The sequence below is a fragment of the Halorubrum sp. AS12 genome (assembly GCF_051122765.1).
GTDB classification, from domain to species: domain Archaea; phylum Halobacteriota; class Halobacteria; order Halobacteriales; family Haloferacaceae; genus Halorubrum; species Halorubrum trapanicum.
Genome location: NZ_CP185385.1, coordinates 1,479,419 through 1,494,525, shown reverse-complemented (window position 1 = coordinate 1,494,525; position 15,107 = coordinate 1,479,419). Strand labels below are relative to the sequence as shown.

Annotated in this window: 14 protein-coding genes, 1 tRNA gene and 2 pseudogenes; 9 read left to right on the top strand and 8 right to left on the bottom strand. The window is 65.5% G+C overall.

The features are described 5' to 3' along the window. Positions 1-36: 36 nt before the first annotated feature. The 5 genes and pseudogenes from ACODNG_RS07555 to ACODNG_RS07535 form a co-directional block, all read right to left on the bottom strand. Positions 37-1,453 (bottom strand): annotated as a pseudogene (locus ACODNG_RS07555) (M24 family metallopeptidase). Further along, positions 1,450-3,294, bottom strand: a complete 1,845-nt coding sequence (locus tag ACODNG_RS07550) for a UvrD-helicase domain-containing protein (protein WP_434520823.1) — start codon at positions 3,292-3,294, stop codon at positions 1,450-1,452. Before ACODNG_RS07550 ends, ACODNG_RS07555 begins: the two are co-directional and overlap by 4 nt. Positions 3,295-3,401: 107 nt before the next feature. Continuing rightward, positions 3,402-3,560: a DUF7563 family protein gene (locus tag ACODNG_RS07545; RefSeq protein ID WP_166377302.1), complete on the bottom strand. Its 159-nt coding sequence runs from the start codon at positions 3,558-3,560 to the stop codon at positions 3,402-3,404. A gap of 86 nt (positions 3,561-3,646) precedes the next feature. Beyond that, positions 3,647-3,829, bottom strand: a complete 183-nt coding sequence (locus ACODNG_RS07540) for an HVO_0416 family zinc finger protein (RefSeq protein WP_434520822.1) — start codon at positions 3,827-3,829, stop codon at positions 3,647-3,649. Positions 3,830-3,980: 151 nt separating this feature from the next. Next, positions 3,981-4,522, bottom strand: a pseudogene (locus ACODNG_RS07535) (CDP-2,3-bis-(O-geranylgeranyl)-sn-glycerol synthase). A gap of 155 nt (positions 4,523-4,677) precedes the next feature. Here ACODNG_RS07535 and ACODNG_RS07530 point away from each other — a divergent pair. Both ACODNG_RS07530 and ACODNG_RS07525 read left to right on the top strand, forming a co-directional pair. Next, positions 4,678-5,517, top strand: a complete 840-nt coding sequence (locus ACODNG_RS07530) for a proline dehydrogenase family protein (protein WP_434520821.1) — start codon at positions 4,678-4,680, stop codon at positions 5,515-5,517. A gap of 104 nt (positions 5,518-5,621) precedes the next feature. Further along, a complete protein-coding gene (locus ACODNG_RS07525; protein ID WP_209545896.1) occupies positions 5,622-6,335 on the top strand; it encodes a DUF502 domain-containing protein in 714 nt (237 codons plus the stop codon). Positions 6,336-6,386: 51 nt separating this feature from the next. Here ACODNG_RS07525 and ACODNG_RS07520 read toward each other — a convergent pair whose 3' ends face one another. From ACODNG_RS07520 to ACODNG_RS07510, 3 genes are all read right to left on the bottom strand, one after another. After that, positions 6,387-7,316, bottom strand: a complete 930-nt coding sequence (locus ACODNG_RS07520; RefSeq protein WP_434520820.1) for a branched-chain amino acid transaminase — start codon at positions 7,314-7,316, stop codon at positions 6,387-6,389. Positions 7,317-7,821: 505 nt separating this feature from the next. Then, positions 7,822-8,559, bottom strand: coding sequence for a 3,4-dihydroxy-2-butanone-4-phosphate synthase (gene ribB / locus ACODNG_RS07515; RefSeq protein WP_434520819.1), 738 nt, complete (start codon positions 8,557-8,559; stop codon positions 7,822-7,824). Beyond that, positions 8,559-9,317 (bottom strand): DUF120 domain-containing protein, encoded by a 759-nt coding sequence (locus tag ACODNG_RS07510; protein WP_434520818.1) that lies wholly within the window; start codon positions 9,315-9,317, stop codon positions 8,559-8,561. The genes ribB and ACODNG_RS07510 overlap by 1 nt, the downstream gene beginning before the upstream one ends. 257 nt (positions 9,318-9,574) lie before the next feature. On the opposite strand from ACODNG_RS07510, the gene ACODNG_RS07505 reads away from it, so the two are divergent. The 7 genes from ACODNG_RS07505 (at position 9,575) to ACODNG_RS07475 (ending at position 14,847) form a co-directional block, all read left to right on the top strand. Continuing rightward, positions 9,575-9,646: transfer RNA gene (locus tag ACODNG_RS07505), tRNA-Ala, on the top strand. Between the two features lie 173 nt (positions 9,647-9,819). Next, the gene (locus ACODNG_RS07500) at positions 9,820-10,062 is read left to right on the top strand and encodes a DUF7563 family protein (RefSeq protein WP_080505986.1); all 243 of its coding nucleotides are present in this window, start codon (positions 9,820-9,822) and stop codon (positions 10,060-10,062) included. 112 nt (positions 10,063-10,174) lie between these two features. After that, positions 10,175-10,480: a hypothetical protein gene (locus tag ACODNG_RS07495; RefSeq protein WP_434520817.1), complete on the top strand. Its 306-nt coding sequence runs from the start codon at positions 10,175-10,177 to the stop codon at positions 10,478-10,480. A 103-nt stretch (positions 10,481-10,583) separates the two neighbouring features. Next, a complete protein-coding gene (locus ACODNG_RS07490) occupies positions 10,584-12,200 on the top strand; it encodes a hypothetical protein (RefSeq protein ID WP_434520816.1) in 1,617 nt (538 codons plus the stop codon). Between the two features lie 490 nt (positions 12,201-12,690). After that, entirely contained in the window at positions 12,691-13,656 is a 966-nt protein-coding gene (locus ACODNG_RS07485) for a hypothetical protein (protein WP_434520815.1), read from the top strand. Positions 13,657-13,735: 79 nt separating this feature from the next. Further along, positions 13,736-14,230, top strand: coding sequence for a hypothetical protein (locus ACODNG_RS07480; RefSeq protein WP_434520814.1), 495 nt, complete (start codon positions 13,736-13,738; stop codon positions 14,228-14,230). Between the two features lie 407 nt (positions 14,231-14,637). After that, positions 14,638-14,847 carry a hypothetical protein gene (locus tag ACODNG_RS07475; protein WP_094519378.1) on the top strand — a complete coding sequence of 70 codons (210 nt, stop codon included), beginning with the start codon at positions 14,638-14,640 and terminating at the stop codon, positions 14,845-14,847. Positions 14,848-15,107: the final 260 nt, after the last annotated feature.

Sequence of the window (15,107 nt, the reverse complement as noted above, 5' to 3'; positions counted from 1 at the left end):
AAAAAGGTGCGTCGGAGGCTCAAACGGCCGTCGTAGCTACCCGCCGTTCCCCCGCTCGACCGGCGCGATACCGAACGGGTACTCGACCAGAATCTCGTACCCGTCGTCGGTGACGAGAATTAGGTCTTCCAGCCTGACGCCGCCGATCTCGGGGTCGTACACGCCCGGTTCGACCGTCACGACGTGGCCCGCCCGGAGTTCCCCGGCGCCCGACAGCGACGGCGACTCGTGGAGGCTCACGCCGACGCCGTGGCCGGTGCCATGCGTGAATCCGGTCTCCCCCTCGTCCGCGTTCGGGTCGAAGCCGTACGCGGTTAGCTCCGCGGCCGCCTCGCCATGGACGGTCTTGGCCGGGACGCCCGGTTCGACCTCGGCGAGCGCGGCCTCCCGAGCGGCCTCGACCGCGACGGACGCGCGGCGCTCCCAGCCGCCGTCGCCGTCGACGACGAACGTCCGGGTGGCGTCGCCGTAGTACCCGTCCGGGCCGCGCGGCGAGACGTCGAGCAACACCGTCTCCCCGGGCCGGATCGGGTCGTCGCCGACGTAGTGGAGATCGGCCGCGGACGGGCCGGCGCCGATCACCGTGTTGCCGGCGTCGCGGACCCCGCGACCGGCGAGGACGGCGTTCACCTCGCGGCGGAGCCGCTCGGTCGTCAGCGGTTCGCCCGCCCAGCGGAGCGGGGGTCGCCGGCCGTCGGCGGTCCCGTCGGCTTCCGCCTCCCCGTCGATGTCATCGGTGACCTCGCTCTCGGCGAGGACCGCCTCGGCGCGAGCGAGACCGGCGACCGCCGCGCGCTGGACGCGCCGGATCCGGTCGACCTCCGCCGGCGTCTTGCGCGCCCTGGCGGCCGCGACCGCGTCCGTCGACGCCGAGATCGTTGCCCGCGCGCTCCAGGTACACCGCGGCGTCGTGCGGGACCGACGCGGGGGTGAGGACGGCCCGGTCGGCGGTTCCGGTCTCGGTTCCGTCCCCGCCGCCGGTGAGGTCGTCCACGACCGCGGCCGCGCGCTCGCCGGCGTGGTCCCCGACGTTCTCGGTCCGGACCTCGCGGACGACCCTGTCGTGAAACCGGTTGTCGTCGCTCGCAGGGTCCGCGGCCGCGCCGCGCGCGCTCGCGACGAACTCCCGGTCCGCCTGCTCGCGGAACAGCCCGGGGGCACAGAGGACGGCCCGTCCGGCGAGCGCGTCGGTCTCCGCCGTCGACTCGTCGCTCCCGTCGGTCGCTCCGTTGCCCGGGACGACGACCAGCGCGTACGGTCGGTCCGGTCCGGAAAAGCGCGTGAGGTAGCGCAGGCCGTCGTCGAAGCGGTCGCCGACGGCGACGAACGCGGCCGCGTCGGCCGCGCGGACCGCCTCGACGACCGGGCGGAGGTCGGTCCGCAGGGCGGCGGACGCATCATCGGCGGCGTCCGGCGCCGGGGTATCGCTCGGTTCCGCGTCCTCCCCGGTCACGGCTCCGGTTCGGGCACCGCCAGCTCCGCTTGGACCTCCTCGACGAGGTCCTGTGCCGGCTCCTCGCGGAGCTCGTTGAACAGCAGGACGCTGATCGGGAGCGTCGGCGCGCCGCTGATCAGGCTCTCCATGATCACGAGCCGCTCGCGGGCGCGGGACATCCCGACGTAGAAGACGCGGCGCTCGTTGTCGGTGAGCAGGGGAACGGGGCTGGTCGACTTGGTGAACTCCTCGACGCCGTCGACGTCGGTCGGGTCGTCGATGGAGGCGGCCATCTGCTCGACCACCTTCTCGGTGAGGTCGGTCGCGACGAACACGTGGTCGGCCTCGCGGCCCTTCGCCGAGTGGATGGTGCCGACACGGACGCGGGTCGGGTCGGTTCCCTGATAGTCGCCCTCGAAGTACGCGCCCATCGACTTGCGCTGGAAGCTCGTCACCTTCCGGACCATGTCGTCGGCGCTGGCGGTGTCCGGCATGAAGGGGATGTACTCGTCGAGGGTGTCGGCTTGGACCTCGATCAGCGAGACGTCGTCGGCGTCGGCCGCCTCCTCGCGGTCGTCGAGGAAGTCGTAGAACTCCTCGCGGTCGTGGGTCCCGAACGCCGAGTCCTGGAGCATGTCGGCGAGCCGCCGGGCTTCCAGCCCGTTCACGGGGTCGCCGGCCTCCGCCTTCTCGATGGCGCTGACGTAGTCTTGGACCCGGTCGGTCCACATCCGCCCGTCGGTGAGCATCGAGAAGGGGATCCCGTGGTCGATGAACTCGTCGATGAAGTCGAACATCTGGTAGCGCGCCCGGAACAGGCACATGATGTCGCCCTCGTCGTCCTCGACGGTGTACCGGACGTTCCGGACGAGTTCGAGCATCGAGGGCGACTCGATCGCCTCGACGGTCCCGCCCTCCTTGCGCGGGTGGAGGTCCTTCTCCTGGCGCTTGTCGATGTGGCGGATCTCGGCGTTGACGACGTTGAGGATCTCCGAGGGAAGCCGGTAGGAGTTCGGGAGGACGACGTCCTCGTCGACGTCGGTGTCGAGGAGGAGGTCGGGGTCGGCACCCTGCCACGCGTAGACGACCTGGTCGTCGTCGCCGGCGATCAGCACCTTCCGCATGTGCGGGCGCCACTCCTCGAAGACGTTGTACTGGAGCGTCGTGATGTCCTGGAACTCGTCGATGATCAGGTAGTCGACGCTCGGGACGAGCGAGCGCTGCGCGACCCGTTCGAGCATGTCGGCGAAGCCGACGAGGTCGTTGTCACCCTTGTAGCCGCGCCACGCCCGGATCGTCTCCGGGATGTCGATCCGCTCGTCGTCGGAGGGCCACGTCGGGGTGTACTTGTTGCCCTCCTGAGCGTTCGGGTCCTCCTCGGGGGGAGCCGGACCTCCTCGACGTTCCACTGGAAGGGGACGTCGTACCAGTCGGCCACGTCGCGCTCGGTGCGCTGGAGCCACTGCGAGGTGGCGATGATCTTGTTGCCGATGGTCGTCGACCGCGCGGTCCGGCGGCCGGCGCCGCCGTGCTGGTCCTCGAACTCGATGCCGTACTCCTCGCAGAACGCCTCCTTGTCGTCCTCGCCGACCACGTCGCCCCGCGAGAGGTCGAGCAGCTCGTACGCCTTCGCGCTGCATCGTGCTCACGTTCCCCTGGAGACTGCGCGGCGAGATGTCGAGCCGCTCGGCGAGTCGCTCCCGGATCTCGGCGGCGGCCGCGCGCGTGTACGAGACGACGAGCACGTCGCGGACGTCGGCGTCCTCGGTCTCCAGTATCTCTTCGACGCGGTCCAAGAGCGCGGTCGTCTTCCCGCTCCCCGGCCCCCCGAACAGCCGCGTCGCCGTGGTATCGGTCATTATTACTCCCAGATTCCGGTTCTCCTTAAACGCCGTGGCTCGACCGCCGTCGACGCGAGCCTCGGTTCGACCGCGACGGTCCGGCGCGTCATCGCGCGGCCGGTTCGTCAGGTGCTCCGCGTCGCGCGCGCTTCGCGGACGTCGGCGCCGTCGCGGACCAGATCCTCACAGGCCGGGCAGACGCGGGGCCGATCGACCTCGTTCGGCGTGAACACCCGAACGTAATCGGTCGTGACGAACGAGCCGCAGTTCTGACAGGTCGGCATGCTCTCCACTATCGAGTAATTCCACATAATACTACCGGGGAGTATGACGGAAAGAAAATTTGCGGAACGCGGTGTCGCCGCGGGCGTCAGTTTGGCCGCCAGTCGCAGACCCCACACCGCGCCGTTCCCTCCTCGTGGAGCGCACCGCACTCGGGACACTGGAGCTTGTTATAGGATCGCTCCCAGCCTACGATCTCTGTCTCGTGGCCGTGATCGGATAGGAACTCGTCGAACACGTCGTCGTCCGAGCTGGGTGCACTACTGGACATGCGTGCCATGGTATGACACACCAGCATATATATCTTTCTGCCGTTCTCGTCGCTGGGAATTCTACGGAAGAACGATCAGTTCACGATCAGAGAATCGCGGATACTGAACTTCCAGATGGGTATCAAGTCGAAAACGGAATTCCGACCCCGGTCACCACGGCTCGTTCTTGACGCCGAGCGCGTAGGCCGCGACGTTCGTGACGACGTGGAGGACGGGGGTCATCACGAGGACGACGGCGAGGACGTGCGGCGTGAACACCGCGAGCGCCCAGTCGGTGTCGACGACGAAGGCGAGTCCCAGCGCGCCGACCACGAAGTCGAGCTGGTCGAGTCCCGGGAACGCGGCGCCGCGCTCGCGGCCGGACCGCCGCTTGAGGAAGGAGGCGCCGATGTCGCCGCACATCGCGCCGAACGCGAGCGCGAACGCGGCCGGGAGCGCGAACGTCGGGAGGTCGACGCCGACCGCGGTGCTCGTCGGCTCCGCGAGCGCGTTGAGTCCGAGCGCGAGGCAGACGCCGACCAGGGTCCCCACCGCGGTGCCGCGCCATGTCTTCCCGTCGCCGAGCAGCCGCGCGCCGCGCCACTCGCGGCCGCCGTCTATCGGGCGTCCCCGCCGGCCAGCACCGCGGCGTTGTTCGGGACGTACGCCGGGAGCATCGCCCAGAACGCGGTCGCGACGAGCGCACCGATCATGTCCTCACGGGCGGCGCCCGGAGTGTTATAAACCCCGGATCCGTGTCGACGGTTCCGGATCCGTGCCGACGGTTCGCCGTCGCTCCGGCGACGGTTTCGCGGCCACCGCCGCCGAGTCGCCAAACGTAAAGTTCGCCCCGTCCGCAACTCTCAGTATGATCCCCCCGATCGCCCGGCAGTTCGTCGCCGGCGAGAGCGTTCCGGCGGCCCTCGACCACGCTCGCGCCGCGAACGAGGACGGCGTCGCGGTCATCCTGAACCTGCTCGGCGAACACTACGACGACCCCGCGGACGCCCGCGCGGACGCCGACGCGTACCTCGAACTGCTCGACGAGGTCGCCGACAGCGGTCTCGACGCCTGCGTTTCGGTGAAGCCCTCCCAGATCGGGATGGACGTCTCGGCGGATCTGTTCGAGGAGCATTACCGCGAGATCGTCGCCCGCGCCGACGAGCTCGACGCGTTCGTCTGGTGTGACATGGAGGACGCCGACACCACCGACGCCACCCTCGACGCATTCGAGTCTATCGCCGCCGACTACCCGTGGAGCGTCGGCCAGTGTATCCAGTCGAACCTCCGACGCACCGCCGACGACCTCGACCGCCTCGTCGACGTCCCCGGCAAGATCCGACTGGTGAAAGGCGCCTACGACGAGCCGTCGTCGATCGCGTACACGGACAAGGCGCGCGTCGACGAGGCGTACCGCGACGACCTGACCTCCCTCTTCGAGCGCCGCGACCGCGGGATCGCGGTCGGCAGCCACGACCCCGAGATGATCTCGCTGGCGGACCGCCTCGCGCGCGAGCACGGCGCCGACTACGAGGTCCAGATGCTGATGGGGGTCCGCGAGGACGCGCAGCGGGACCTCGCCGCGCAGGGAGTCGACGTGTACCAGTACGCGCCGTACGGCGACAAGTGGCTCTCGTACTTCTACCGGCGCGTCCGCGAGCGCAAGGAGAACCTGACGTTCGCGCTCCGGGCGGTGTTGGGACGGTAGCTGCGGAAGCGGACCCCGGTCCGTCGTCGCGGAGGGATCCACTCCCGGCATCGTCGCCGCGTGGAAGCCCTCTTAAGGGTCGCCCACGCATACCAATGCGATAGATGTCCACGTGGAAACGCGACTTCGCCAGCGGCCTCATCGTGCTGGCGCCGCTCCTCGTTCTACTGCTCGTCCTCCGCTGGATCTACCAGTACATCGCGTCGATCCCGCTCATCGAGGACCTCCAACCGACGATCATTCCGGGACCCTTAGAACCCGTCTCCCGGGTGGTCATCGCGTTCGCGGTGTTCGCGACGGTCGTGCTCGCGGTCGGGTACTTCATGCGGACCACGCTCGGCCGGCTGGCGGAGGCGGCAGTCGACGACACGATAAACCGAATTCCGGCTCTTCGGGTGGTGTACAACGCCTCGAAGCTCGCCATCGAGACGGCCATCTCCGGCACCGACGAGCTTCAGAGCCCGGTGTACATCGAGACGTGGCCCGGGATCCGGATGACCGCCTTCCGGACCGGGAAGAAGACCCGCGACGGCAAGATCGTCTTATTCATGCCGACCGCGCCGAACATCACCACCGGATTCGTCATCGAGGTCGAGCCGGAGCGCATCGAGGAGACCGGCGAGACCGTCGAGGAGGGGATGACGCGGGTCCTCTCCGCCGGGTTCGCGGAGTCGGCCCATCAGGTCCCCGTTCACGAGGAGGACCCGACGGAGGGCGACGGCACCGGGACCCCCGACGGCTACGGACACGTCCGCACCGACGGGACCCCGGGCGACGCGGAGGGGTCGGCAGCCGAGGGAAGCGGTTCCGGCGAGTAGCGGTTCGAGGGAGAGTCGGCGGCGCGGATCGAGGAAAGCTGGTGACGCGGGCTACAGGTAGGTGAACCACTCGTCGTGGTCGTCCGTGCGGCGCTCGACCAGGTCGAAGAAGGCGCTCTGGAGCTCCTCGGTCACCGGGCCGCGGGTGCCCGCGCCGATCTCGGTGTCGTCGACCGAGCGGATCGGCGTGACCTCCGCGGCGGAGCCGGTGAAAAACAGCTCGTCGGCGGTGTACAGCTGTCCGCGCGAGATGACGGCCTCGTCGTGGACCTCGTAGCCGCGCTCCTCCGCGAGGGTGATCACGGTGTCGCGGGTGATCCCTTCGAGGATGGACTGGGCCGGCCCGGTGGTGTATATCTCGCCGTCGTTGACCATGAAGATGTTCTCGCCGGGCCCCTCCGCGACGTTGCCCTCCTTGTTGAGGACGATGGCCTCGACGTAGCCGTTGCGGCGCGCCTCCTCGCCCGCGAGCATCGAGTTGACGTACAGGCCGGTCGTCTTCACGTTCGTCGGCACCTGCGAGGAGGCGTGTTTCCGCCACGAGGAGACCATCACGTCGACGCCGTCTTCGAGCGCCTCCTCGCCGAGGTACGCGCCCCACGGCCACGCGGCGAGCACGAGGTCGGTCGGGCAGTCCTTCGGCGAGACGCCCAGCGTGTCGTACCCGTAGTAGGCGATCGGCCGGATGTAACAGGACTCGAGGTCCTGCCGGTCGAGGAGTTCGAGCGTGGCCTCGGTGATCTCCTCGCGGGAGTGTTCGATGTCCATGTCGTACATCTTCGCGGAGTCGAACAGCCGGTCGAGGTGCTCCTCCCACCGGAAGACGGCGGGCCCCTGATCCGTGTCGTAGCAGCGAACGCCCTCGAACACGCCGCTCCCGTAGTGGAGCGCGTGGGTCAGAACGTGGGTCGTCGCGTCCTCCCAGTCGAGGAACTCCCCGTTCTTCCAGATCGTGTCGACATCCATCTCGTCGAATCCCATAGTCGAGCGTTGCGGTCGGCGGGCTTAAAACTGTAACAACCAGTCGGGGACTGCCGCGAGGAAACAGAGATCCGAGTCCACTGAGGGATCGACGGCGAACACCGCCAAAGCCCCAGCCGCTCATTTATAAATACTCAACCACTGATCGGCGGAGAACACTTCCAAAGCCCCAGTCGCGAGGACAGCGCACGCTCGCTGCGCGCTTCAGTCGCTCACTTCGTTCGCTCCTTCCAGTGCTTGCGTCGCCTGCGCTGTCCTCGCGACTGGGGCTTTGAGTCCCGCCCCGCACAGCACCGCCGGAAGCCGTTCCTGCTCGCTTCGCTGCGCGGGCTGCGACTTCCGTGCTCCCGCTCGCTCCCTGCGGTCGCTCGCGAGACCGCAGCCTCACGCCTCCCCAGCCTCGTCGCTCACGCCCTGCGGGCGTTCGCGACTCCCTCGCGCATGCTGGCTCGCGGCCGCCGGGGGCGACCGCTCGCAGGCGCGCGCCGACCGCAGCGGCAGTCGATTATTTAAGCGCCTCGACGAGAGCCGCCCCCTCGACGTAGGGGATGTCGCGGCGGGCCGCGTAGGCGGCGGCGTCGGCGGGCGCGAGCGCGTCGCCGGTCTCGTCGTCGAGCATTTCACAGACCACGGCGGCGGGCGCGGCGTCGACCGCCTCGGCCATCGAGAGGCCGAGTTCGGTGTGGCCGGTCCGTCCCGCGAGGCCGTCGCGGTCGCCGCGCAGCACGTGGACGTGACCTGGCGCGCGGAACTCAGCCGCGAAGTCTTCGGGACCGTAGCCGATCGGGTCGTCGCGGACGCGGCCGGCGGCGTTCGCCACCTCGACGATGGTCTTCGCGCGGTCCGCGTCGGTGATCCCGGTGAACGTCTCGCGGTGGTTCACGGGGAGCGAAAAGGAGGAGCGGTCGTCGTAGTCGGGGTCGTCGTCGACCGCGGGGTGGTCGATAGCGTCGGCGAGGAACGGGAGGTCGAACGCGTCGCCGACCGCGTCGCTCACGGCCACGCAGATCAGCCCGCCGGCGTCGTTGCGCATGTGCGCGACCGCGGTCTCGTCGACCGCGCCGGCAGGGTAGACGATATCCGTCTCGCCCTCGCGGTCCGCGAAGTCGTGGACGCAGACGGGGTTGCCGACCCGGAAGGCGTCGAGCGCGCGCTCGACGGAATCGGCGGTTTCGGCGGTTTCGGCCGACTCGGCGTCCTCGCCCGCGCCAGTTTTCGGGTCAGGGTCGATGTCGGCGCGCATCAGGCGACCTCCGTCTCGACAGCGGTCGACTCGGGGTCGTCCGCGCGGGTCGTCGGCTCGACGCGGACCTCCACGCCGTCGCCGTCGTCGAGGTCGAGCGCGTCGCGCAGGCGGTCCGGCGCGATCAGTTCGAGCTGGTCGTCGTCGTGGTGGGTCCGATCGGGGACGATGGCGTGAACCTCCTCGTAGCGCTCGTCGCCCGCGACGAGGGTGACCCCGTAGCAGGTGGCCGCGCCGTAGGTGCGGTCCTCGCCCTCCCACGCGTCGATGGGGACGGCGTCGATACCGGCCATCTCGCCGCGGCGGCGGACGCTCTCCTCGGTGAGGTTCACGTTGAGCGTGCCCGGGAACGGGTCGTAGCCGAGTCGCTCGCGGAACTGCTCGGCGTACCCCGGCAGCGTGATGTAGTGGCGTCCCTCGCCCATCCCGCCGGTGACTGACCCGCGGAGCGCGAGTTCGACATCCGACTCGAACAGCCGGCGGTAGTCGGCGTACACCGCCCGGAGCGCGGCCTCGCCCGCGTCCGTCACCCGAACCCACTGTCCGTCGCTGACCACGTCGCGCTCGACGTAGCCCGCGGATTCGAGCGTCTGGAGGCGTCGGGAGGCGGTCTGCGTGGAGGCGTCGAGCCGGTCGCCGAGCGCCGCGCACGACACCTTCGTCTCGGAGAGACCGCCGACGAGCCCGACGTGTTTGAGGGCCGCGAGCGCGGCCGGGTCCACGTCGGCGTTCGCGTCGGTCGCCGTCGCGTCTGACATACGAGACGCTCGGTCGTCCGCGGGCAAAAGGGTAACGGATATGGAACGCGTCTCAGAAACGTTATTTGGGAGGGGACCGACCGAAGACCGCCTGACCAGAGCGTTCTTTCGCCGGGTACCTAACCCCGTCGGTGCCGGCCGGCTTCGCGGTGTCTCCGGTGATCTACCGAATCGGTTCGGTTAGCGGGTGGGAGCCACTCTCGCACCGGTCGCCGAAAGGTAAGGTACAAATACGAACGGCGATTGCTTCGTGATGCGGGCTCGTAGATCAGCGGCAGATCGCTTCCTTCGCAAGGAAGAGGCCCGGGGTTCAAATCCCCGCGAGTCCATCTGAATTTTACTCAACTCCGCAGGACCAGAGAGTTGGGTCTCGCGCGTTCTCGTGCCGGTTTAGCTCGCTAGTATATGTAGCGTCGCTTCCCATCGCTGAGAGAGTTCACCGCAACTCTCGACGCACCCGGACGCCGTCTGGACTCGTTCGTAGTGAAACGGGGGTGGTGCGGTGAACCGACTCGACCCCGACGGTGGCCGAAGTACCTGTCTGCACTGTGGTGCGCACCTTCCGGCGAACTTCGGTCGGGTCCACGGTGACGGGGAGGATCTCGCGCACCGGTGCCCTGAGTGCGACTCGTGGGTGCGGATCTGCGAGGGGAGCGCGGCCGGGAAAGATGTTGACACGCCGGATCCGCAAACGAGCCCCGCACGCAACGCCGGCGAGCCGTGGGACGGAGGGCTGTCTGGATGAGCCCGTTCGTCCGCGCGAGTTGTCTGTACGACCCGGCTCGCGGGCCCCGGCAGCACGTCCGTGACGCCGCCCGGCTCCGTTGGGAGCGCGACGCCGAACGGGGGCGGTCCGCGTGACCCGGAACCGGCACGGTGAGGCCGCTGCGATCTTCACGTCGCACGGCGTTCTCGACGCGGCGACGACGATCCTCGCGGCCCGAGCGGTCGGGCCGCACGCCGAAGCGAACCCGGTCGTCCGCGAGTTGCTTGCGATGGGCGAGTTGCCCGCGGTGGTTGCGATGCTCGCAGTCGTCGGCTTGTGTTGCGGTGCGTGGCCGACGGCCGCCGCCGCCCTGGAGGCGCCCGGGTGGATTGGGCTTGGGATCGCGACGATCGGCGCCGCGGTCGCCGCGGTGAACCTGGTGGTGGTGTTTGCGTGAGCCGCGCCTGTGAGACGTGCGGGCGCGAGCGCCCGTCCGTCCGCGCTCGCGATCGTCGTGTCGAGTGCGCCGGCTGCTACCTCAACCGCGAGGGCCGCTCGCGATGAAAGCGGTCGAGACGGCCCCACACGAGTACATGGCGAACTACGTGTACTCGGGACTCGGGGCGTGGTTCGGCGCTGCGCGGCTCGTCGACGCGACCGGAAGTCGGCGCGGGAGCTTCACGCTCGACGGCGAAGAGTGGCTGGTCACCCTCTCTTACCAGGAGTCCGGGCTCGCGCCGCCGGACGGTGGCGAGACACCAGACGGGACGCGTGTCGATTTCGACACACTGCGCGAGTTCCGGTTGAACGCAGTCGCGAACGACGAAGTTGGTGAGCGGAAGGTGAAGGCGCTCATCCAGCCGCGGTGGCGCGGACTCGAATCAAAAGAAGGGAATTCGGTCGCGCGGCCGCTGTGGGATCTCGGTGATGCGGTGAACGTCCGGGTGAACGCGTCGAACGTCGAGTTCGACGAGATCGAGACGGTGATTCATCGGGCGGCGGGCGCGGTGACACTCGATCCGATGTACTTCACAGACCGTCGTGAGGAGTACAGCGTCGTGATCGACGCGGCGCGGTACGTCCGACTCGACCGGGACGTATCCGGTGCGATCCACTCTCGCGAGGGGCCGCTCGCGCGGATGGGTCACCTACTCGAAAGCGACCGGTCTGGATACCGGAAGCTCGTACAGGACGACACGGAGCGCGCCGGCTACTACCACACGGTGACGCTCGGGCCCAAGCGGGTCCGCGAGGCGTTTCCCGATCACCGGATTCCGAAGGAGTTCAAGCACTACTACGCGCGAAACGCCGAGTCTCTCCCGGACGATCACCCGCTCGCGCACCCGAAGGTCGAGGCGTCGTATCAGTCGAGCCGGTGGGATGAGACGCTCCGGCCTGTCGATCACGCGGAGATCACCGACGAACTCGAAGAGGCGATCCTCGCAACGCTGAACGAGTCGGGGCTCCCCACACAGCCGCTTGACGACGACGGACCGGGTAGTGGTCGCACGTTCGTCGACGACGCGTACTTCGAGGCGGAGACCGTCGACCGTTCGCGTGTGCTGCCGCTGAACCTCGAACGCGTCGAGAGCGATCAACGGAACGTGGTCGTGCGTCAGCTCGCAGACGGACTCTCGCCGGTCGAGTGGGATTCGCTCAAGACGCTCGTCGCGGACGGCGGCGACGTGTCGCCGGCGGAGATCGCGGACGAACACGATTGGCATCCGGACAGTGTCCGGCGTGGCCTCCGAAGGATCGAGGAGATGGTCGTTCGCGAGCAGGGGTCGGTGGCGTTGCGGTCTCACCACGTTGCGGAGCAGGTTGTTGAGGCGCTCGACGCGGCACGTGAGGGCGTGCGGAAGGCGATGGGGACCGCGGCGAACGCGGTCCAGAACGCCGAGCGTGCGTCCCTCGACGAGCGGACGGACGAACTGATCGCGTTCTGCCAAGCGAACGGGATCCACATCGACGAGCGTGAGGCACACTTCCGCGTGCGGATGGGGAACCTTGCCGACGAGTCCTGGTCGGAGTTAGTGACGCGACTCAAGCGGTACTGGGTCGGTGCGGGTCGTGATCCGGAGCGGCTGAAAGAAGCGGTCTCGCACTACCGCGACGCGTCAGGACCGAAGATCCGGCCGGTGCGGAGTGCGTGGGGGAAAGGCCAGACGCTCCGGTAGCGCGGCCCCTCGTGAGTGGCAACACTATCCAGATCCTCTTTTCGCGGCCGTTTTCGCTTCGATCGACCTTCTCGACCGGTGGGTTCGCGACGATCTCGACCGCAACACAAGCGCGGATCCAGGCTCGACAAGCTGCTCGTCGACGCCGAACCGACACCGGGGGGTCGGTTGGCGGTTAGGGGTGTGGCTAAGGCCACACAGTTAAGGTACCACCTCGGCTTTCGCGAGACCGGCCGCGCGCCGGAGGCGCGCACGAAAATTGTTTGGCTCTGTTGAAATCCTCAACCGGTGATATGTCCTCAGCGTTCTGCTGAATACAGGGCACATATTCAGCAGATCAGCACAAGAATCAATTATTGAACCACGTGACAAAGACCGTCGTAGAAGCGTAGTTTTAACAAGTAGGCTCTATGAGTAGTATACAGCGATCAATATGACTTCGCCTTGGGAAGAGAATCAGATTCTTATTGATATCATGGATGGTCTCGGTGTGGCGATCCATGATGAGGATGCAGACCTCAATAATCTCACCTCTATCAAGCTGAACAAGCTGCTCTATTTAGCCGTCGACAAATTCGATCTCCCAATCACATACAGCTGGTACAAATATGGTGCCAGTCTCAGTGGTGGTCAGAACGATGTCGCCGTCGGTGCTGTTGAACCACAGGCGCTTGCCGATCTGCCTTCACCTGACGAGCCGAGCATTGGGAATTCTTGGGACTACCCATCTCCAGAGGAGTATCGATACTTTTTCAAGAGTGACATAGAGCTCACGAATATTCTCCAAGAGGAAACAAAATCCTATCTACGTGAGTTCTACACCGGCTACGCCCCTGAAGAATATCGGGACCTCTACGTTGCCTCGGCAGTGTTACAGAAATCTCTGGATACAATACTAGACATGGGTGCCGAGGAGTTCAACGAGAACTCTGCTGAGTGCTTGGACACCGTTGAAGAAGAACTGCGGGATTTGGATCTCCAGATTCTCCTAAACAGCCATGTTGAGGATGATGAAGAGAACGCACTCACGGCGTATACAGATCTCCTCCGACAGGTTGTCATCAATCTGGACAGTCAAGCAACTGACCTATCCCAGAAACAGTTTCAAAAATTCAGGCGATTACTCAAGTTCTATTATTCGCACGCGTGGAAGTACGTCTCGCTCGGTATTTCCGAAAAAACTGCGAGCGGTCCCAGTAGGCGTGATCTGATCGGTGGGGCCGTCAATGATTTGGATTCGTTAGAAAAGAACTACACTGGCGAGCTACAAGCGCTCAGAAAAAGTTGCGAAGACGCCGAGTTGGTACCTACAATGCCGGAGCAGTCAATTACGGTTGACGCTGATAGCCCTATTGATCCAGATGCCGAAGCTGTTGACGCGGCACTCGAAAGCATCCGGTCCAATATGCAGTCACGTGAGTATGCGTCGTTAGATCCCGAAGAGTTTACCAAGTGAACGGATGACAGTTCAACCGATTCTCGCGGATTCTTCAGCCTTGATCGGGCTAGCCGCTTGTATTGAGGAGTATGCGGATATGGTATTCTCCGAAATCGCCGTCAGTACAACATGGACGTGTTTCCGTGAAATTCGAGATAAAGCCAGAAACGGCGACTCTCACTGGTTACGAAAATCCGCAGAAAGAATCTTGGATTACGTCCAAGACGGTGAAATCGCCTATCCGAACCGGGTGAACATCCCAGGCGCGCCCAACAGTGGTGTACCCGATGCCGGGGAGAAATCTGTTCGCATCGCTCTTGGGAAATATGAAGAGATCTCAAGCATCTTGTTATTCGATAAAGGTGCTACAGTATTACTAGAGCGAACACGACAGGAGCTTGAAGGGACACCGAATGAGTTCACGATTGAACCACCAAACTTTCCACTGTATCTCTTGACGCGCCGGGATAGTGACGAGCGGAATATGTCAAAAGACAGGTTCTGCGATCAGTCGGAAAAGATCCTACAGCGGATGGATTGGAAGGGGTCTCGGCAAGAAAACCTCTTTTTCGAGTTCCCGATTAACTGCTAAAACTTCCCTGCGATATTCACCCTCTGAATCTCGCACGCCGATCCTATCTGCTGTTAAGGATTTCAACAGAGCCAAGATCTTCGTTTGGGTTGCGGTTGATCGCTGCGCCGACAGGTGCCGACGAACAAACCTCAACCGAATCCCAGCCACGTGGCCCCCACGGATTCAGGCTTGACACCGAGATTACACGCGTATAAACAGAGGTATGCGCCGGGCGGGCGGGTGAATGAATCGGCGAATCGTATTGCGGTCTGTCTATTCACGTGTTCGACTCATTCAGGTAATCTCGACATTTCGGCACCCATATTCACTAATTCAATCTGAAATAGCCTCGCTAATACCATGTTTCGGTCCCCGAGTGTCACTCAGAGATATCTTTAAGTGAACCACCGTGCCTGCGAGGGTCGATGGGCTTCAAAAGTCTCGTTGACCGCGACGGGAGCGGAACTGTGACGATCGACAAGCAGCACCTCAAGCTCGACGGACTTGTCGCCGAGGATGGATCGATCAAAGAAGCCGAGGCGCACGTTCAGCGCGTTGGCGATGGATCGTACCTCGTTCGGTTCCCAGAAGGCGGAGAGGTACAATCGCTGAACGAACTCGTCGGGAGAGCGTGAAACCCGCCGGAAGCTGGTTCTCGACGCGACCCCGTGGGGTCCGACGTGGATGTATTCATGATCCGCGATCTATGTACTTCGCTCGGCGCGATCGGCACTTGAGGTACATAGAAATCGGTTAGGTTGCGGGTGGCAGCCGCGGTGATCGTGGTCGATCCGTCCGTGTCACTTCAACATGGACCGGTTCAGTTACCCTAGAACGACGGAATCGAGGCCCCCGTACATACGATGTGGTATAAATGAGCCGTCGAACCAGTCTC